General features: G+C 38.9%; 15 protein-coding genes. 9 read left to right on the top strand and 6 right to left on the bottom strand.

The window, feature by feature from the left end:
- Positions 1–12: 12 nt before the first annotated feature.
- Positions 13–2,325 carry a 5-methyltetrahydropteroyltriglutamate--homocysteine S-methyltransferase gene (gene metE / locus K2F45_RS02535; RefSeq protein ID WP_075990852.1) on the top strand — a complete coding sequence of 771 codons (2,313 nt, stop codon included), beginning with the start codon at positions 13–15 and terminating at the stop codon, positions 2,323–2,325.
- A gap of 100 nt (positions 2,326–2,425) precedes the next feature.
- Here metE and K2F45_RS02530 read toward each other — a convergent pair whose 3' ends face one another.
- Positions 2,426–2,956: a hypothetical protein gene (locus K2F45_RS02530; RefSeq protein WP_075994615.1), complete on the bottom strand. Its 531-nt coding sequence runs from the start codon at positions 2,954–2,956 to the stop codon at positions 2,426–2,428.
- Positions 2,957–3,377: 421 nt separating this feature from the next.
- Between K2F45_RS02530 and K2F45_RS02525 the strand changes: the two genes are divergently transcribed.
- Positions 3,378–3,968, top strand: coding sequence for a helix-turn-helix domain-containing protein (locus K2F45_RS02525; protein WP_075990851.1), 591 nt, complete (start codon positions 3,378–3,380; stop codon positions 3,966–3,968).
- Between the two features lie 31 nt (positions 3,969–3,999).
- Here the strand turns inward: K2F45_RS02525 and K2F45_RS02520 are convergent, their stop codons facing one another.
- Entirely contained in the window at positions 4,000–4,365 is a 366-nt protein-coding gene (locus tag K2F45_RS02520; RefSeq protein WP_075990850.1) for a hypothetical protein, read from the bottom strand.
- Between the two features lie 174 nt (positions 4,366–4,539).
- Here K2F45_RS02520 and K2F45_RS02515 point away from each other — a divergent pair, with 174 nt between their 5' ends.
- Complete coding sequence (locus K2F45_RS02515) at positions 4,540–4,935, top strand: single-stranded DNA-binding protein (RefSeq protein ID WP_075990849.1); 396 nt, start codon at positions 4,540–4,542, stop codon at positions 4,933–4,935.
- 53 nt (positions 4,936–4,988) lie between these two features.
- Here the strand turns inward: K2F45_RS02515 and K2F45_RS02510 are convergent, their stop codons facing one another.
- Both K2F45_RS02510 and K2F45_RS02505 read right to left on the bottom strand, forming a co-directional pair.
- On the bottom strand, positions 4,989–5,396 hold the full coding sequence (locus K2F45_RS02510; RefSeq protein WP_075990848.1) for a hypothetical protein: 408 nt from the start codon (positions 5,394–5,396) through the stop codon (positions 4,989–4,991).
- A gap of 655 nt (positions 5,397–6,051) precedes the next feature.
- Positions 6,052–6,711: a helix-turn-helix domain-containing protein gene (locus K2F45_RS02505; RefSeq protein ID WP_075990847.1), complete on the bottom strand. Its 660-nt coding sequence runs from the start codon at positions 6,709–6,711 to the stop codon at positions 6,052–6,054.
- Positions 6,712–6,802: 91 nt separating this feature from the next.
- Between K2F45_RS02505 and K2F45_RS02500 the strand changes: the two genes are divergently transcribed.
- From K2F45_RS02500 to K2F45_RS02475, 6 genes are all read left to right on the top strand, one after another.
- The gene (locus K2F45_RS02500) at positions 6,803–7,192 is read left to right on the top strand and encodes a YbjN domain-containing protein (protein WP_075994614.1); all 390 of its coding nucleotides are present in this window, start codon (positions 6,803–6,805) and stop codon (positions 7,190–7,192) included.
- Positions 7,193–7,196: 4 nt separating this feature from the next.
- Positions 7,197–7,904: a PspA/IM30 family protein gene (locus K2F45_RS02495; protein WP_075990846.1), complete on the top strand. Its 708-nt coding sequence runs from the start codon at positions 7,197–7,199 to the stop codon at positions 7,902–7,904.
- The gene (locus tag K2F45_RS02490; RefSeq protein ID WP_083663469.1) at positions 7,888–8,085 is read left to right on the top strand and encodes a DUF4177 domain-containing protein; all 198 of its coding nucleotides are present in this window, start codon (positions 7,888–7,890) and stop codon (positions 8,083–8,085) included. Before K2F45_RS02495 ends, K2F45_RS02490 begins: the two co-directional genes overlap by 17 nt.
- Positions 8,086–8,096: 11 nt before the next feature.
- Positions 8,097–8,822, top strand: a complete 726-nt coding sequence (locus tag K2F45_RS02485) for an OB-fold-containig protein (RefSeq protein ID WP_075990844.1) — start codon at positions 8,097–8,099, stop codon at positions 8,820–8,822.
- A gap of 115 nt (positions 8,823–8,937) precedes the next feature.
- On the top strand, positions 8,938–11,055 hold the full coding sequence (locus tag K2F45_RS02480; protein WP_075990843.1) for a flotillin family protein: 2,118 nt from the start codon (positions 8,938–8,940) through the stop codon (positions 11,053–11,055).
- Positions 11,056–11,151: 96 nt separating this feature from the next.
- Positions 11,152–15,996 (top strand): DNA repair ATPase, encoded by a 4,845-nt coding sequence (locus tag K2F45_RS02475; protein WP_248932981.1) that lies wholly within the window; start codon positions 11,152–11,154, stop codon positions 15,994–15,996.
- A gap of 468 nt (positions 15,997–16,464) precedes the next feature.
- Here K2F45_RS02475 and K2F45_RS02470 read toward each other — a convergent pair whose 3' ends face one another.
- Both K2F45_RS02470 and K2F45_RS02465 read right to left on the bottom strand, forming a co-directional pair.
- On the bottom strand, positions 16,465–17,439 hold the full coding sequence (locus tag K2F45_RS02470) for a hypothetical protein (RefSeq protein ID WP_075990841.1): 975 nt from the start codon (positions 17,437–17,439) through the stop codon (positions 16,465–16,467).
- 458 nt (positions 17,440–17,897) lie between these two features.
- A complete protein-coding gene (locus K2F45_RS02465; RefSeq protein WP_248932980.1) occupies positions 17,898–19,604 on the bottom strand; it encodes a bifunctional alpha/beta hydrolase/class I SAM-dependent methyltransferase in 1,707 nt (568 codons plus the stop codon).
- Between the last annotated feature and the right edge of the window lie 15 nt (positions 19,605–19,619).

Below are 19,619 nucleotides of genomic sequence, written 5' to 3'. Positions count from 1 at the left end.
AAAACATTCATTATGTTATTGACTAACAATTTAGGTTACCCTCGTGTGGGCGCGTTCCGCGAATTGAAAAAAGCCAATGAGGCCTATTGGGCTAAAAAATCTTCTGTTGAGGAATTATTGGACACAGCAAAAAAAATTCGTGAAGGCAATTGGAAAACACAAAAAGATGCTGGAATAGATTTGATCCCTTCCAATGATTTCTCTTTTTACGATCAAGTATTGGATTTAACCCTTACTGTTGGTGCAATTCCTGCTCGTTACCATTCTTTATTGAATAAAGTAGACAACAATTACAGCTTAGATCTATATTTTGCCATGGCGCGTGGTTTCCAACAAGAAGGAATCGACGTGACTGCAATGGAAATGACCAAGTGGTTGGATACCAACTACCACTATATGGTGCCAGAATTCACAAAAGATCAAGAATTCAAATTGACGTCCGAAAAGTTCTTAAATGAATATAACGAAGCAAAATCATTGGGCATCGATACTAAACCAGTTCTATTAGGTCCTATCACTTACCTTTTGATCGGTAAAGAAAAAGAAGCTGGCTTCGACCGCATCGATTTATTGGATAAACTTGTTCCAGTATATGAGCAAATATTAGCTAAACTAGCTGAGGCCGGTGCGCAATATGTTCAGATTGACGAGCCTTTCTTAGCATTGGATTTAGATGCTAAAGTAAAAGCTTTATATCAACCCACTTTCGAAAAATTAGCTGCAGCTGCAAAAAATATCAAATTAATCGCGACGACTTACTTCGAAGCTTTAAAAGATAACGAAGATATCGCAGTTAACCTACCTATCCATGCTTTACATTTGGATTTGGTACGCGGTGAAAACCAATTGGATACGGTACTAGCTAAAGTTCCTGCTTCATTAACATTATCTTTGGGTATTGTTGAAGGCCGTAACATCTGGAAAAATGATTACGAAAAATCATTGGTTAAAATCAAACAAGCTGTTGATGCATTAGGAAAAGACCGTGTTTGGGTAGCTCCTTCTTCATCATTGTTGCACGTTCCTTTTGACTTAGACAATGAACACAATGAGCAATCGCTACCAGCTGAAGTAAAAAACTGGTTAGCATTTGCTAAACAAAAATTAGCTGAGGTAAAAGACTTAGCCGTATTAGCAGAAGGTGAAGTTGATGCTGAAACAGCAAAACGCTTCGAAGCGAACAAAGCTGCAGCTGAAAGCCGTCGTACTTCTCCACTGATCCACAAACCAGAGGTTAAAACACGTACAAGCAATATCACTGATGACGATGCGAAACGTACTTCAGCATTTGCTGACCGTAAAGCAGCGCAACAAGCGAAGTTCAACTTGCCAGCATTCCCTACGACAACAATCGGTTCTTTCCCACAAACAAAAGATGTGCGTAAATGGAGAGCTGATCTGAAAAAGGGATCGATCACACAGGAAGAGTACGATAAAGCAATTGCTGAAGAAACTGAAAATACAATCCGTCTTCAAGAGCAACTGGATATCGATGTATTGGTTCACGGTGAGTTCGAACGTAATGACATGGTTGAATACTTCGGTGAGCAACTAGCTGGATATGCATTTACACAAAACGGTTGGGTACAATCCTATGGTTCACGTTGTGTAAAACCTCCGATTATCTATGGTGATGTATACCGTCCTGAAGATATGACTGTCCGTTGGTCTTCATACGCTCAATCATTGACTAACCGTCCGGTTAAAGGTATGTTGACTGGTCCGGTTACCATCTTACAATGGTCTTTCGTACGTAATGACCAACCGCGTTCAACAACGACTTACCAAATTGCATTGGCGATCTTAGACGAAGTACAAGCGTTGGAAAAAGCAGGTATCAAAATTATACAAATCGATGAACCAGCAATCCGTGAAGGATTACCGCTACGTAAAGCTGATCAAAAAGATTACTTGAACTGGGCAGTACGTGCTTTCCGTGTTTCTTCATCAAATGTAGAAGACGATACACAGATTCACACACACATGTGTTACTCTGAGTTCAATAATGTAATCGAAGATATCGCTGCAATGGATGCTGACGTCATCACAATTGAGACTTCACGTTCTCAAATGAAATTGTTGAATGCTTTCGCTGGTGATTTCAAATATCCAAACGATATTGGTCCAGGTGTTTATGACATTCACTCACCACGTGTTCCAAGCAAAGATGAGATGGTAGATCTATTGCGTAAAGCAAAAGCAGTAGTTCCAGCAGAACAACTTTGGGTTAACCCTGACTGTGGTTTGAAAACTCGTGCTTGGCCAGAAACCAAAGCGGCTTTAGAGTCGATGGTTGAGGCTGCGAAAATCTTAAGAGCAGAATAATTCTTAAACTATATTGATAAAGCCCTAGATGAAATTTCATCTAGGGCTTCTTTATTGGACCTTGGTTCAAAACAAAAACCGTCATTCGGATAATGTGAGACTATTTTCGAGTGTTCTTCCTTTCTTTCTTGTTTTCCTTTTCTTTCCCGTTCTTAATTTCCTGTTTCCCCTTAATCCGATCTTCAATCGACTTCAGGCTTGACGAAAAATCAAGATCAACATTCTCAAGTTGTGCCATTTTTAACGCCTTCAATGCCTTTTTGTATTTTCTCAATTTTTCAAATAAAAGTGCTTTCTTGATCCATATCCCTGTCAAGGGCATCGCCGGAAGTGTCAAAGCAAATTTAATCGTCTTTTTTGCAGCTTCATACTCCCCCATATCAATCAGTGTCTGAATGAAATAAGGATATACCTCCAGTGCCTGCACATTATGCACCAAAGCTTCCTGGAAATACCTTTTTGCCTGCTCATAGTCCAATAGCTGTTCGGCATGAACTCTTCCCATCAAACACAGCGCCATTGTATTGGACTCATCATAAGACAGCGCATAGGATAAGGATTCCATGGTCTCCTCCAAATACATTGGATAGTTATCCAGTGCCTGAAGGACATATTTATTTACTGAATTCATAAAATTTTCTAAAACATAACATTCATATCCAGCTTTCACAATCATCTTGAAAGTAACTGGATTTCTAAAACTCCATAATAAGCTAAGCATATTGGAACCGTGGGCCACCATTTAGAGAGCCAATTTTTAGCCAATATCAACGTAGGTTACTTAACGTATTAAAAAAGAAGATTAGGAAAGGGCCGTATTCCGAAGAATATTCCCGAGAATCTTCTCTGTGGACGAAGCGGGATTTTCTAATATTGCAAACATATTCTTCCGTTTTTATTAATTACTCTGTTAAATTGCAAAGATTCAAAATATTTACCAAATTCCCAAAACTTTTGATTATTAATCTGTTATATCTTAAAGCACGATATTGGCATATTATTGTCGCATCAATTTTGCTGAAATTCAATGACTATTTCCCCATCTTTAGACTATGGAAAGTCAATCAGCTAATCAATTAATCAAACTATCAAGAAAACGTAAGGGACTAACGCAGCAGGAACTCGCCGATCAGGCGGGTGTATCGCTAAGAACAGTGCAACGCATCGAAAAAGGCACTGAAGAAATCAGTGGATTTAGTCTCAAACAGATCAGTCAAATCTTGGAAATACCTTTAGAACAACTCATTATGCCAAATGTAAATCAAATCAGTATCGACAACAATCAAACAGGAAGTATTAAAGCGCTATATTTAGCATCGCTCACCTTTTTGGTCAATCCATTATTAGGATTATTGGTCCCAGCGATTATGGGCTATACGAAGCAAAATAAAGACGCCTTATACAGTAAGCACCTAAAAAAAATAATTGTAATACATGCTGTTGGACTATTTTTTCTCGGAAGTTTCATAGGCTATATTATTATTGCAGATTTTTTTAAGATTTCACTACCGTCTTTTTTAAGCGATATCTTTAATAGCGCCTATTTTTTACTCATCCCAGTATGCTACTACATATTGATTCTAACCTTCACTATTTTTAATTATATCACAATAAGGAAGGCCAAGCTCAGTGCTGCAAACTAAACCAATACAAATGAATTTGTTGCGTTCAAAATCATAGCGGTTTCTTTTGAACGATCAATACCCAGTCATTCTCCAGCAACAGATAGCCTGTTTCATAAATAAAGTTATAGGTCTGTCCCTTGTTATTGGAAAAAGTATGTGTATGGAACTTAAAATCAAATCCCAACCGCTTTAACTTTTCCCGCTGTATCTTGACCATACCCTCCCCACTCAACGCTTCCAATAAAATACGACGGTTTTTTCGTAGGATATTATTCACATTGCGCACCATATTGGTCTGGTCGCTATTTAATTTATTGTTATAGGCGTTCCGGCAAGCATCATCACAAAATCGCTTGTCAGAACGACCATATATACCCTTGCCACATTCAAGGCAAACTTTCTCGACAGAACTCATAACGGAAGATTAAACGACAACAAACGGTTACAATCGACTATAGTCGAATACAAATGGTAAATAGACGACTATAGTCTTTTCTCCGCCCCACCTTTGCTTAAGATCATCTGGCATCAATAGCCAATGACCGTCAACTAAAATAAGAATTATTAAAAACATTTAAAAATTAGACGCATGAGCACATTACGCAACAAAGTACAATTGGTTGGTCATTTAGGAAACGATCCATTAATCAAAACAACTTCCACCGGCACCAATTATTCCGTATTACGTCTCGCCACCAATGATCTCTTCAAGAACAAAGCCGGCGAGTGGGTTGAAGAAGTTCAATGGCATACACTCGTGGTTTGGGGTAATCAAAACAATACCATTGAAAAGAAATGCCAACGTGGGACCAAACTCATGGTTGAGGGCAAACTCACCTATCGTAATTATGAGAATGCAGATGGGGTAAAACAATATGTCACAGAAATTAAAGTAGATAATTTCTTGGTTTTATCAGAGTCAAACGGTGCCAAAGAAGACAGCCCAACACTTCCGGACGAAAATGAAGATGACCTCCCCTTCTAGTAGGGTCGGCGAGGTAGATTTTTCAAGCCTCTACCTCGTCGATTGTTCACAACTTATTTTGTTAGGCTTGCTGTCAACGCTCTTCCTAGGTTCTCAGCATAAGCCTTCCATAATTTGGCATCTTCCGGTGTAAACTTAGAAACAGCTTCAGTTTCTTTGGTCGCCCATTCCTGACGCTTGGACGCAAGCTCCTTGAGCTTAACAACATCGCCACTCTTGGCAACAGCGATAAATTCCTTAATATATTTTGTGTAATCCTCCGCCAATTTTTGTGTCTCAACAGAACTAAATTTAGGTATTGGCACTTCGCCGCCTCTATTTTCCAACAGCGTTTTGGCCGTATCTTTTTTTATGTCAATAGCGGCAGTCGTATCTTTTACTTCGACTTTTTTAGTCGTGGAATTATTACAGGAAATAACATAAAATCCAGCAATTAATGCTAATAAGGTTACTTTCTTCATCTATTTAAATTTAGTTTTTTATCCATGGTAATTTAGCCGTTTATGCATGTTGTACTGAAACTAAATAAATCACACTACTTTTAGCGGATCAACAAGTTCATCATTATCTATCTTACTTATAAGATTACCGATTTATAACATTACCATCCTTGAGATTCATTCTTACCCATAAAAGCCAACTCGCTGTTGATGATACATTATCGTACTATCCAGATGTTGACTCCTGATCTTGGATCGAATCCTGCACAAATTTCCATTTTTATTGTGAGATAACAGCTTAGAATAAGCTCTCATGAACCAAAAACGTGAATCACCAGCGCAAAAGTTTTACGTTGTTATCGAACTAATTTAATTACAATGCCCGACTTCACAAAATTTTTTGTGAGCATTAACATCTGCAGTCCTGATTTTGTAGTCTTCTTTTCTTGCGGGAAAGTCGGCATCAGATCAACCTCAAGGCCGCTTTTAGCAGGGGTGTTACAAGGGGTTAACAGGGGGTTAACAGGGGTATAGCAGGGGTAAATCCCTGCAAACCCCTTGTTAACCCCCTATAAGTATAGTACAACAACACCATTAACCTAGAATATGGTAACAATATGTAAATACGCTCGATACCGGCAATACCAAATAAACAGCAGGGAAAAGTTCCACGCAATTATATTCGCTCAAACTTGGCATACAATTTCCAGAAATATGCTTTCTCTCCCAAAGTGAAATCAACCTTCTTCCAGACATTTAAGGCTAAACTAATCTCCTTTTCCTGCAAACTGTATTTTCCAATAAAGAACTCTTCCTCGGAAAAATACAAACCAAAGGCCTTATCCAAAGTATGTAAGCTTTGAACATCAACTTCTTCAAAAAACAAAATGGATTGAGGGCTAGCCAAAAAATCGCTCGGTACCGGAATAGCGTCAGCATATTCGATTGCGATGAGACGGCTCCTACTTTGCAAAGGAAATTCAATTATCGGAAGCTCATCTAATTTCGAAAAATGAGTACTCGCTTCAAAAATAGCATCCCGTTCCAGTAGCGGGATTTGTAACAATCTTTTACGTCCAATAATAGAAACATTTGGTTCAAAATAATCATTGAAATTAAGAATTTCATTGACAGATAGATTTTTTTCAATAAGATGCTGCACAGGAATGCCAAAATAATTTGCAATCTTAAGAACAATCTCAATTTTTGGTTCCGCACGCATTTCTTCGTAAGACGAAATATTACCTCTAGTAAGATTAAAAACATCCCCAAATGCCTGTTGGCTCATTCCTTTCACTTTTCTTAATTTCTTAATATTGTTCCCTACGTTACTCATTTTAAAAAAAATTGAATTTTTATTGCAAAATATTTTTGCATTTTTATTACCTTTATGCAAAGAATATGTGCAATATATAAAAAACTTGATTATGTACTTCTCAAAAATTGAAAATTATATCGCCAACATCGGTTACACCATTACCCATAAGGATACAAAAGAAGGAATCTTTGTCATCGAAAATGAAGACGACGGAATTCGTAACCTCATTGTAGGCATTGCCCAACCCATCTTGATTTTTGAGCAATACCTTTTTACAATCAGCAATGACAGCATGGATATGTTCAAATCACTATTGATAAAAAATAGAGATATTATCCACGGCGGATTTGCGTTAACGGAAGATGGTACCAAAGTTATATTTCGGTATACATTACAAATACATAATCTCGACCAGAACGAATTTGATGCAGCCATCAACTCGCTGAGTCTGTTGATGAGTGAATATTATAATCAGTTAATAAGTTTTTCAAAATTATAGAATAATGAATATTTTTAAGAGAATTTTCAGAATCGGTCAAGCAGAGATCCACGCAGTCGTGGACAAAATGGAAGACCCCATCAAAATGACGGAACAAGGTATCCGTGAGATGAAAGAGGACCTGGAACAATCGTTGGAAGCTTATGCTAAAGTGAAGGCCTTAGCCATACGTACCCAAAACAATTGTGAAAAGAAAAAAGAAGAAGCCAATGAATTTGAGAACAAAGCTATTCTATTACTCCAAAAGGCACAAAAGGGGGAGCTGACGGCAGAAAAGGCCGAAGGTCTGGCAAAGGAAGCGCTGTTGTTGAAAAAACAGTTATTAATCGAAGTTAGTGAACTGGAGAAACAAGCTGTGATTCATCAAAGTTCAGCCGATGAGCTGCACAAAAATGTAGACATTCTCAAATTCAATATATCGAAATGGGAAGGTGAACTCTCCACATTAAAGGCACGTGTGAAGGTCTCTAACGCAGCTAAAATGGTCAATCGGCAGCTCGCGAATATCGATTCAAATAGTACGATTTCCATGTTAGAACGCATGAAAGAGAAAGTCGAGGAAGACGAGGCACTAGCGAAGGCCTATGGTGAGATTGCACTAGGCAACAAAAGTAAAGTTGATGAGATTAACGAGACCATCGGCGGGTCTGAAGCCGTCAACAACGAATTAGAAGAACTAAAAAGAAAATTAAATAATGATGAAAAGATTTGAGTATAAAACGCTAAAAATTGAACCTAAGGGTTTCTGGGGAACAAAGTTGGACTCCGAAAAAATTGATGAAATCTTAAATGATCTTGGAAATCAAGGCTGGGAATTGGTAACCATGCAGGACGTTGAGGTCAATGGCAGTTCCTGGTCGTTCCATTACACATTCAAAAGGGAGAAAATTTAAACAATAACACGATGACGGAACTGATCAATATCTTATTTAATCCATTATCCAATGGAATTATGACAGTCTTAACTGGCATGTCTGTAGTGTATTGGTTATTTATGTTTCTGATGGGTGATGGAGTACATCTCTTTGATGCCGATGCAGATATAGACCTGCATCCTACGCCTGATGTCACGGACGTCGATGGCTCACATGATATCGCATCTGAGGGGGGCGATCATGCGCACCATCATCATTCGGATACCGACGCTAATACAGAAACCGGCTTTTTTGCAAAAGCAATGGATTACATAAATGTTGGCAAAGTACCCATCATGCTTATTGTAACACTATTCAAATTTATAGGCTGGATAATTACCATTGTTTCTTCGCTCTTTATCGATGTTGCTTCTTGGGGAATAAAGTCTGTATTAATCCTAATCCCCGTTTTCATTGTTACATTTATATTAATGCATTTTCTGACCAAACCCTTAGCTAAAATGTTTAAAACTATAGGTTACAATGGCGAAGAAAGTCACGATTTTCTTGGTCGCATGGGTAAAATGAGAGCCAGTATTGAAGGCAAGAAAATAGGTTCTGCCGAATTTATCATCCAACAGGACCCTATTCGCCTCAATGTTGTCAGCCACAATGGGGAGAAAATAGGCTACGGAGACGATGTCATTATTGTTGACGAATCCAAGGACAAGAAATATTATTATGTGACCAAAGAAATCACGATAGACAATATTTAATGAAAAAAGAAGAAAGGACTCGACACCTAAACAACTGTTCTAAAAGAACGGGTTTTTATTCCTTTACATCCTAATCGTAAACCCAACTATTAAAATCTAAATAAATACAAATCATATGCTATATCAACCTCTTTTATTTTTAAGTGGCTTAAACGGAATTATACTTTTAATTGTCGGATTGGCTGTCTTTTTAATTTTTGCATTCTTTGTTGTATTGAGTGCATTCTATAAGAAAATTCCACAAGGGAAAGCAATTGTCCGTACTGGTGTTGGTGGTACAAAAGTAGCATTCAACAAAGGAATGTATGTTGTACCCGTATTTCACAAGATGGAGATCATGGACATCTCAATCAAAAAAATTGAGATTGCCCGTATGCAAGGTGAAGGTTTGATCTGCAAGGACAACATTCGTGCAGATATCAAAGTTGCTTTCTTCGTTCGCGTCAATAAAAGTGTGGATGATGTGATCAATGTTGCCCAAAATTTAGGTTGTGATCGTGCAAGTGAGCCGGAAACATTAAAAAGCATTTTTGAATCTAAATTCTCCGAGGCCCTAAAAACAGTCGGTAAGAAATTTGATTTCATCGAATTGTATGAAGCCCGTCGGGAATTTCGTGACGAAATTTTGGATATCATCGGAACTGACCTGAACGGTTATATTCTAGATGACTGTGCAATCGACTATCTTGAGCAGACAGATATTGAGCATCTCAATCCAAACAATATCTTAGACAGTGAAGGCATTAAAAAAATAACGGAGCTAACAGCCAAGCAAAATATCAATGCAAATTTTATCCGTCGTGACGAAGAGAAGTTGATTAGAAAGCAAAACGTGGAAGCTCGTGAAGCGATTTTGGAACTTGATCGTCAACTTGCTGAAAAAGAAGAAAAACAAAAACGGGAAATTGATAACATCAGAGCACGCGAAGAAGCAGAAATAGCAAAGGTCCGTGAAGAAGAACGTCTCAAGTACGAAAGTGTCCGGATTTCTACCGAAGAGCAACTGGCAGTACAGGAAGAAAATAAGCTGCGTCAGATTATCATTGCTGAGAAAAACAAACAGCGCACGGACGCAGTGGAAGCAGAACGCGTAGAGAAAGACCGTGCTTTGGAACAAACTGAACGTGAACGGATTGTTACCTTAGCCCAAATCGACAAAGAACGCTCAATCGAGACGGAGAAGAAAAGTATCCAAGGTGTTATCAAGGAACGCGTACAATTGGAGAAAGGGGTTATTGAAGAGCAACAAGGCGTCCGAGACATCGAAGTATTCCGTGAAGTAGAACGAAAGAAACAAGCTGGTGTTATTGCGGCATCACAAGAAGCAGAAGAAAAATTAATATCCACTGTTAAGGCGGCCGAAGCTGCAAAAATTGCTGCAGAGCAGGAAGCGGAGAAAAAAGTAATCGATGCCGAAGCCGCTCGTAAAATTGCCGAAAAACGTGCTCAGGAATTATTGATAGATGCTGAAGCGAAAAAAGAAGCATCGCTGAAGGAAGCCGAAAGTCGTAAGATTATTGCTGAAGCACAAGCCAAAGAGGAAGCCGCGCTTGGCTTATCCGAAGCTGAAGTAATGGTTGCAAAAGCCGAAGCCGAAGAAAAACAAGGTACCGTTGAAGCTAATGTGATCGAGAAGAAAGCGGAAGCAATGCGTAAGGAGGGCTTAGCACAAGCGGAAGTTGTTCGTGAGAAAGCGCTTGCCGAAGCAAAAGGTATCGAAGAGAAAGCTGAGGCGATGAAGAAATTGGATGGTGTGGGCAGAGATCACGAAGAATTCAAATTGCAATTGCAAAAAGAACGTGATATTGAACTCGCACACATCAATATCCAAAAAGACATTGCTCAAGCACAAGCTGGCGTATTGTCGGAAGCACTTAAAACGGCAAAAATAGATATCGTTGGTGGCGAAACCATGTTCTTTGAGAATATCGTCCGTCAAGTTTCCAATTCCAAAGGTTTTGATCACTTGATTGACAACTCTAAACATGCCACAGCTATTAAGAATTCACTGATAGGTCCAGATGGACAAGGAGACCTTGCAGAGAAGGTGCGTGGATTAGCCGATAAATATGGAATTTCCACAAACGATATAAAGAACCTCACAGTTTCAGCAGCGTTGATTAAACTTCAACAAGCGGCGACTGACGCTGAAAATGGCGAAGACAAAAGCTTTATCAATTCTTTATTCGGATTAGCGAAAAACTTGGGAATATCCAATAAAAAGCTGTCGTAATTAATACCCATTATTACCTGCAGATAATGTTCATAATCACTGCAGGTAATAAATAATGATTCTACCACATATACAAAGTCGATAAAGCTCAGTTTTATGCCAGAAGAAAACGTAACAAATCAGAACGACTCCCTTGATCAAGGTGCATACGAGATTATTCGGAAGCGACTTCTTACACAAAAAGAAGAGCTTTCTATCAAACTCCAGCAACTAAATAATGCCCGCAAGGAAGTCTTTAATGCGACAAGTTTTATACTCAAGGCCAACCAACGGATCACCACAGAAAATAACTGTGTTGCTCGCGGTATTTTAGCCCTGGACAATCTATGTATATTCGGTTATAACGTCCATTTTGGGTTACGTACCGAAATTAAACTCGAAGATGTTTTCAGTGTATATACGTTCGAAAACAATCAATTTATCCCACAATCGCTCGATCTGATCAATGATCCTAATTTCATTGGCGATTATCAAAATTTATATAAATACTATCGCGACTCGATCTTTTCCAAGTTTCGACGTACGGAAAACTATCTTTATATGGTCTTTCAGACCAGCAAAAATCCTGCTGACCTGAAGGCATTCAAGTGGTTGATTAAAGACGGAACGCTCCAATATCAGGACGACCGCAGCATTCATGAGGTTAAATTGCCTAATCAGTTTGAGTTTGACTGGACAAAAACAACCTTGGAAGACCGTCGCCTCGGAAAACACCCGCACATTTCCATTAAGGACAAGATCTTTATAGAAGCGATCAATGGCGATATTACTTTTAAAATTGAAAACAATACCGATACGGGAAAAGGAATCTTCTCCGAAAAAGTTTCAAACGCAGACCAACAACTGGATGATGCGGATTACTACTATGCAGACCTTGGCAATTTGATTGCCGTTCGTATTAAACCGTATCAAGAAGATTTCCGTGCATTTGTCTTTAACCAGCGGACAAAGGAAGTAGTAAACCTTAAATCGCTGAATGAATCGGCCATTCTACTGCCCGATAATCAAGGAATCATTTTTTCTAACGGATACTACCTGCAGAATGGCACCCATAAAATCTTTGACGTCCAGTTTGACCAGGTTAGTTTTCTTAGGCGCATAGCATCACCAAACGGCGAAGACTTTCTCTATATCTTTTGTCAGGAGGAAACGAATACCTACATCTTACTGTCTTATAACATCATTCAGCAGCATGTCGAAACTCCGATCATCTGCAATGGCTTCACCCTTTTCAAAGACGGTAGTTTAATTTACTTCCGCACAGAGGCTGAAGCAACACGACATCATCAGGTTCAGATCTGGGAAACCCCTTACATGGCGGTACTCAAAGAAAATGAGCTAAAAAAAGAAGATCCGCTTTATAAGGTCGGTAATAAACAGATCGTACAAGTCATGGCCGAGGCACAAGAAGTCATACAGCTCATCAACAAAGAAGACAGTTATGAAGGTCTTTACGAGGATATACTCAAAAAATCGACTGTCCTACTTGACTCCTATTTTTGGATAAAGGATGAAGCCTTGTCAAATCTTGGGCAGCCACTCGCACAGATCAAGGAGGTCGCCAATACAGCAATTGATGAATTTGTTAAGGTCCAAGCCCAACGTAAATACGCCACAGAGCTCAATAGCAGTGCCGAGAAGAAAATGGAGGAGCTTACCTTTTCCATCAATAGTACAGTAGTCGAGAAGCTTGATCAACTTGTTCATCAACTGGCAGATTCACGTCGTTTACAGGGCGAAATCATTGACCTCAAAAATGTCAAATATATTGATGTAGTCCGCATCGATGCTTTACTCGATAAACTACAGTCAATCACCACCGAACTCGCCGAAAAGACAATTGCCTTCTTGCTTCGCGACGAGGCTTTACACCCCTATGAGCAGAAAGTGGAGCAACAGAAAAACAATGTTGCTGCAATTATCAAAGTCTATGACGCCAAGGCGATCGAGGAAGCCAATTCGGCTATATCGAGCGAGCTGGAGCTGTTGATCGATATTCTAAACAGTTTAAAAATCGACGACTCCACTCAAACCACCAAAATCATCGAAAAGATAGCTGTTATTTTCTCTTCCTTGAATGAAGTCCGGTCGCAGCTTACACGCAAACTCAATTCATTAAAAAGTACGGAAGCCATTGCAGAATTTTCTGCCCAACTTACGTTACTGGAGCAGTCTGTCACCAACTACCTTGAACTCTCTACGACAACAGAAAAAGTAGACGAGTATTATACCAAGGTCATTGTTCAACTGGAAGAACTTGAAAGTAAGTTCTCAGAATTTGAGGACTTCGCCCTGAAGATAGCAGATAAGCGCGATGAAATCATCAAAGCATTTAATTCCCGCAGAGAGCAAATCGTTGAACAGATCAACAAACGAAGCTCTTCACTCGAACAAATTGGCCTTCGTGTATTAAAGAATATCGAAAACAAGTCAAAGACATTTGCAACGCGTGAGGAAATCCTAAGTTTCTTTGCTTCAGATTTGATGATTGACAAAATCAGACAACTTGTGCAAGAACTGAAAACGCTCAGTGATGTTTCAAAAGCTGAAAATCTTGAAAACCTACTCAAAAAATCTCAAGAGGATGCATTACGCGTTTTACGTGACAAGAATGATCTTTTTGTAGATGGAGAGAACATTATTGCTCTTGGTAAGCATAAATTTGCCGTCAATAATCAGTCACTCAGTTTAACGCTCTTGCGCAAAAATGACGAAATATACTTCCATCTTACCGGAACGAGCTTCTATCAAAAAGTCAAAGGTTCCGAAATTGAAAACTTTAGAGATATTTGGGATCAGGAACTGATTTCCGAAAACAAAGATGTATACCGAGCTGAATATCTCGCTTATAAAACATTCCTTGCTTCTAAAGGACAGCACGATTTTGATGCCAACCTGTTTATCAATCAGACTGTCGAGCAAAGTTATTCGGAAGGTTATGTCAAAGGAGTGCATAATTTTGATGCCCTGGTAATCTATGATACCATCAAACAGCTAGACAGCAAGCTTGATCTTTTACGTTACGATCCTCATTTGCGTGCTATGGCGCAGTTGTTTTGGCATTCACTGGCCCAAGACCAACAGGAAAAACAGAAAGCGTTGATTCAGTCTACACACGCCGTATTAAAAGCATTTCCAAATTCCACACGCTACCAATCTGTCGTTGAGGAACTCACAAAATTATTTAACAATTGGGACACTCATTTGGATCGCTCGACAATTAATGGAGAGGAGATCGCGAGCTATCTTTTCCAGACTTTCACAAGCTACAGCAAGTTTGTCGTCAGTGAGCAATCGGATGAACTGAAGAAGGCTTTCATCAGGCTATTGGAAAACAAAAAGAGTTTCAAACTCTTTGAAGCAGATATTCAGCATACACAATTTAGCCTCGTAGACCGTTTCTATTTGACTTTAAATTGGCTAAATTCTTTTATCGACGAGAACAGTGACTACCAGGCTTTCCACAAGTACATTGAGGAAACTGCAGTCACACTTCTTTATCCAAAAGATGAATACCAATTGATCATCGCCAAAGACAATGCCCTCATCCAGGGATTAAAGGGAAATCATCCGATCTTGAACAATGGAGAAGAACAGATTCAATACCATCAATTTCTGCGTAGGTTGAAGACATTTACCGAATTGAATGCCCCTCGTTTTCAAGAATTCGCTTCTTTGAAGGAGCAGCTTGGAAAAACATATGCCAAGGAGCTGAAAATCGGAGAATTTGAACCAAAAGTCTTAACATCTTTTGTCCGAAATAAGTTGATCAACGAGGTTTACTTTCCATTGATCGGAAATAACCTGGCTAAACAACTTGGGGCAGCTGGCGACAATAAACGTACCGCCAGAATGGGTATGCTTCTCCTCATTTCTCCACCAGGTTACGGAAAGACAACATTGATGGAATACCTCGCGAAAACAATGGGATTACATTTTGTGAAAATCAACGGACCTACAATTGGACATTCCATTACTTCGATTGATCCTGTGGAGGCCAAAACTTCCGGGGAACGTGAGGAACTTAAGAAGATTAATCTTGCTTTCGAAATGGCCGACAATGTGATGCTCTACCTCGATGATATCCAACATTTGAATCCGGAATTTCTACAGAAATTTATTTCATTGGCTGACGGGCAACGTAAGATCGATGGTATTTTTGAAGGCGAGAGTAAAACATATGATTTGCGCGGGAAAAGATTCTGCATCGTAATGGCTGGAAACCCCTATACAGAAAGCGGGTCCAAATTTCAGATTCCAGATATGCTTGCCAACCGTGCCGATGTCTACAATCTAGGGGATGTGATCGGTGATACCGAAGCACTATTCAATCTAAGCTTGATCGAAAATGCGGCGATTGAAAACAGCTACCTAGAGAAAATAGCAAGCAAATCCTTCAACGACTTCTATGCTTTAGTGAACTATGCGCAATCGGTGGCAGATCAACTTCCCGATTTAGAAGGCAATTACCTGAAGCAAGATATCGATGATTTTATAACGGTATTAAAACATGTTTTAAAGATCCGAAATATTGTTATCAAGGTCAATCAAAATTATATTCAAAGTGCGGCCATGCAGGACAATTACCGAACAGAACCGCCGTTCAAAATGCAAGGATCCTACCGGAATATGAGCAAGCTCGTTGCGCAAGTTGTGCCCATGATGAACGATGAGGAGATTGATCAGGTTCTCCTCGCACATTATGAAAGCGAGTCACAAACCCTTACTGCCGATACAGAAAGTAATCTTCTAAAATTGAAAGAACTCGCTGGATTGATAAACAATGTGGAACAAGAACGCTGGGAACACATCAAACAAATCTTCCGCAAGAACAATAAACATGGTGGTTTGGCCAAAGATGATAAGGTGTTTGCACAAATGCAGGACTTTAATGAAAACCTAGAGGGTATCATACAGGCCATTCGTGCTTATAAGAACTAATATTTAACATTGCTATTCCAGTGGACTTTACCTATCTATTCAGCTGGAATAGCAGTATTTCTGATACGAGTACTGTCAAATATTTTTTAAGCATTAGCTATTTTTAGGTTGATCAATGATTATCTTTGATAGTATCAAATGATAGTATCATCATAATGAAACCACCGTATATTATTACAAGTGAAACTTTAAAATTAGTTAGTTCTATTTCAGAAAGAATAGGAGAAATTAATGCTGCTCATTTATATAAACCCAGTACGGAGCTACGAAAAAAGAACCGTATAAAAACGATTCAATCGTCTTTAGAAATCGAAGGTAACACGTTAACTGAGGAACATATAATGAAAACAGCAAATCTATATTTAACATTCGGCTATACATTTAGTTCTTCTTGCTGACATTCGATGATATGATCACCCTTCTCAGGATATTTAGTATGATATTTCGTTTCTATAATTGTTTTGCACTCTATTGTACTATTTCATTAGAACCAAATAATACGACCATCTTCTGCGCGAAGGCTATTTTAGCAATGTCCAATAAACGTTCAAGTTCCACCATATCCGGAATGTGACGTTTCATACGCAATGTATCTTCATCTAAATCTTCAAAATCGGCTACACGCCAATTTATATAAGCATCAATATCTTTCTTGATCTGCCCCCGTAATTGTGGTAGTACTCTCGCTGCCATTTCTTCAAGTTCCTTACATGGGCGATTTAAATTCGGAACATTTAATGAAAAAGTATCGATTACCAAACGGTAAATCTGTTTTAAACAAGACGATAAAAGGGTATGGGCAAGATCCGCAACAATTTCTTCATCACAAAGCAGGGTGTTACATTTTTCTAAAAAATGCTCGATTATCTTAACCCTGTTATTGAACTTAGACCAGAAATTATCTTTAAAATTTTCCAGAGACTCCCCATCGGGTTCTACCAAACGATAGGGACTTCCCGAAAACACTAGAAATTTAGATCGACAATGGGCAATATTGTAATAGCACCCGTCTTCCATTTCTGCTTCCCATCGATCTCCCGAAAAGATATTAAACACGAGGGTACTCTGCTTCAAGCACACCAACTCAAGAACACTTTTTACGATCGGTTCATTCCGATCTAAATCATATTCCCAGCCATCCAATACCAAAATAATCTCTACATAAGGTTTAACTTGGTATTTTTCTATAGCAGGGTGTGGTATCAGGAAAATCCGATTTGGCTCCAAAACTGCGACAATGAGATCTAAAAGTGGTTTTAAAGCAGAATACTCTCGATCTATTTGGAGCAATCCGCCAATTTCACGCATCCATCGTTCAAATTCACCGCTCCGCTCTCCAGGATGGAGATAGATATGGTTCGTTGTTTTCTGATTTTCATTTTTGGTAACTGGCCCATTATTTTCAATTCTTAATCCACCACTACCATTCACAACATTATTCATAATCATAAAAATTTATATTGGTTTATAATTTTCTCACGCATTCGAAATGTTACTAGACCGACCCGAAGCACGAGACTCAAAATTATTTTATATCTAAAACAAATGTAAAGATATTCTATACAATTATAAAATTTTTAAATAAAATATTTTATAAAAGAAATATTCAGTAAGGACAATAAGCATGGTGGATTGGCCAAAGACGATAAGGTATTCGGACAGCTACTAGACTTCAATGGAAATTTGGAACATATTATCCAGGAGATCAGAGAATATAAGAATCAGATATCCATTTTACTTACCTCCATTTAAAAAAAACTGAGATAAGCAAAATCAAAGCTATTTCAATAAAAAGTTCCCGAAATGGGAACTTTTTATTGAGTTTGTTATAAGATTAAAAAATATTGAGAGTAAGATTAAAGAAAATACTACTAAGCTATGAGCTTTTCAATCTTTTACGATTACCCGCCCTTCACAGCCCCCGAAGAGACTGTAAATATGCCAAAGTCGTCGATTAGCATACGCTCCTTAACGACTCCATTGTAGGCCATCAGACGGTCTAATTCTTTCTGCGAACGGCGGCGCATCACCCAGTCTTTTTTCTGATGACTGTTTAACACGTAAGCAATCATCTTTAACTGTGGATGCCATGGCTGTCCAGTATAAACCAAATGACTGCTTTCTTCACAAATCGAAGTTGCACCTTTTACAGCCCTACTTGCCATTTCATTGTCACCAAAAAGTTCAAAAATACCTGAGATAATAACAATGTTAGGCTCAAATTCCAGTTTGGAATAGGTAGCTGGATCAAAACAATCATAGTTGGTAAATCGTATTCCCTGCAATCCGTTTCTACGGATAATCTTCTCTCCTACGGCAATATTTGACAACAGGAATTCATTAATCACGATTTCGGCCTCGGGATATTTTTCTTTAATATCAAATAAGTAATTTCCGGTTCCACCCGCAATGTCCAATATCTTAACGGTTTTCCCAGCAGCTTTAACTTTTGTTATATGCTCTTCCAGCAACTGTAACAAGTGTTGTTTTCGAATGCGAATTCCTTTCCAGCCGATGGCCTCCAGATAACCACGGTCGAGGATGCGGCCAAAGCGGTTTTTACCCTGCGATTCATTGCGATAGACGTAATCCAGCGATATCCCAGAATCAAATCCAAACTGCAGGCCTAAATTCATTCCTTTACTTAAGGAACCTATTTTACCCAATGCCCATTTCTGGACCGCATAATTCAATTTTTCACCCGCAGGAAGTAACTTATGGTATAATTGTTCATACTCTTTCACCGAAAACTCATCGGGTTCAAGCGTCAGCTCAGGACTTTGTCGGGCATAGGCCTTGTCGATAAAATTTCGCAGATACTGGTACACCTTCTGCCGGTTTGTTTCAAATAGAATCCCATGGTAGAAATTACGTAATGTAATAAAGGTCTTCAACTTTGAAGCAATTGTCACAAAGAATTTTTTCTGTATCGAATTTTTGACCACATAATCTTTTTCAGCAGAAAGGACAATCACAGGAATATCAATCGCCGCAGCGTCTTCAACGATACGCTCGCCAGCTTTTAATAGATCAACCAACAAAGCGCCATTGATAGATTTGGAAATCAAAGGATCGGCATCGTAAGCCTTCTGCTGGTCTATATCGTGAGTCAACACGTTAGATTTGACATAACTCTGGATAATCAGATCTTTTTTTAGCTTTGTTCCCAAAGCAATCATCTGATTTGCCAAGGGCACATATAATTTAATTTCAAATGCAGGTGCCAACAATGCAATACCTGCGACTTTAGGAGCAAAATCATGTACCCAGGCACTGACAACAACTCCTGCAATACTATTGGCGATAACGAAAATGTCTTTCGGATCAACCAAATATTCACGGCCTATATAATGAACGAAACTATCTAAATCCCGTACATAATCCATAAAGATTGGTGAAACTGGTTCTTTCGTATAACCATGTCCGCGCAAATCAAATGCAAAGATTGAATGATCGGCAAACTGTGGATCCGTAGCCATCTCCTGCAGACGTTCCGAATGCTCATGCCCACGGTGCAGTACGATCAATGCCCGCTGTCCGGCCTGATAATTCCAAACGCGATATAATAACTCCCCTTGATCAAAACTCTTGAAGTAACCTGATTTCATGTATAATTTTATTGA

Origin of the sequence: Sphingobacterium siyangense (genome assembly GCF_023277505.1) — a bacterium.
Classification (GTDB): Bacteria; Bacteroidota; Bacteroidia; order Sphingobacteriales; family Sphingobacteriaceae; genus Sphingobacterium; species Sphingobacterium siyangense.
Note: the sequence above shows the minus strand (reverse complement) of the source record. Positions and strands in the feature narration are given on the sequence as shown.

Bases quoted from the DNA above. Each gene is read 5' to 3' on its own strand.
- K2F45_RS02520 (WP_075990850.1), bottom strand. From the start codon at position 4,365: ATGAGTTCTGTCGAGAAAGTTTGCCTTGAATGTGGCAAGGGTATATAT.
- K2F45_RS02505 (WP_075990847.1), bottom strand. From the start codon at position 6,711: ATGAGTAACGTAGGGAACAATATTAAGAAATTAAGAAAAGTGAAAGGA.
- K2F45_RS02515 (WP_075990849.1), top strand. From the start codon at position 4,540: ATGAGCACATTACGCAACAAAGTACAATTGGTTGGTCATTTAGGAAAC.
- K2F45_RS02475 (WP_248932981.1), top strand. From the start codon at position 11,152: ATGCCAGAAGAAAACGTAACAAATCAGAACGACTCCCTTGATCAAGGT.
- K2F45_RS02485 (WP_075990844.1), top strand. From the start codon at position 8,097: ATGACGGAACTGATCAATATCTTATTTAATCCATTATCCAATGGAATT.
- K2F45_RS02470 (WP_075990841.1), bottom strand. From the start codon at position 17,439: ATGAATAATGTTGTGAATGGTAGTGGTGGATTAAGAATTGAAAATAAT.
- K2F45_RS02465 (WP_248932980.1), bottom strand. From the start codon at position 19,604: ATGAAATCAGGTTACTTCAAGAGTTTTGATCAAGGGGAGTTATTATAT.
- metE (WP_075990852.1), top strand. From the start codon at position 13: ATGTTATTGACTAACAATTTAGGTTACCCTCGTGTGGGCGCGTTCCGC.
- K2F45_RS02530 (WP_075994615.1), bottom strand. From the start codon at position 2,956: ATGAATTCAGTAAATAAATATGTCCTTCAGGCACTGGATAACTATCCA.
- K2F45_RS02480 (WP_075990843.1), top strand. From the start codon at position 8,938: ATGCTATATCAACCTCTTTTATTTTTAAGTGGCTTAAACGGAATTATA.
- K2F45_RS02490 (WP_083663469.1), top strand. From the start codon at position 7,888: ATGATGAAAAGATTTGAGTATAAAACGCTAAAAATTGAACCTAAGGGT.
- K2F45_RS02525 (WP_075990851.1), top strand. From the start codon at position 3,378: ATGGAAAGTCAATCAGCTAATCAATTAATCAAACTATCAAGAAAACGT.
- K2F45_RS02500 (WP_075994614.1), top strand. From the start codon at position 6,803: ATGTACTTCTCAAAAATTGAAAATTATATCGCCAACATCGGTTACACC.
- K2F45_RS02495 (WP_075990846.1), top strand. From the start codon at position 7,197: ATGAATATTTTTAAGAGAATTTTCAGAATCGGTCAAGCAGAGATCCAC.
- K2F45_RS02510 (WP_075990848.1), bottom strand. From the start codon at position 5,396: ATGAAGAAAGTAACCTTATTAGCATTAATTGCTGGATTTTATGTTATT.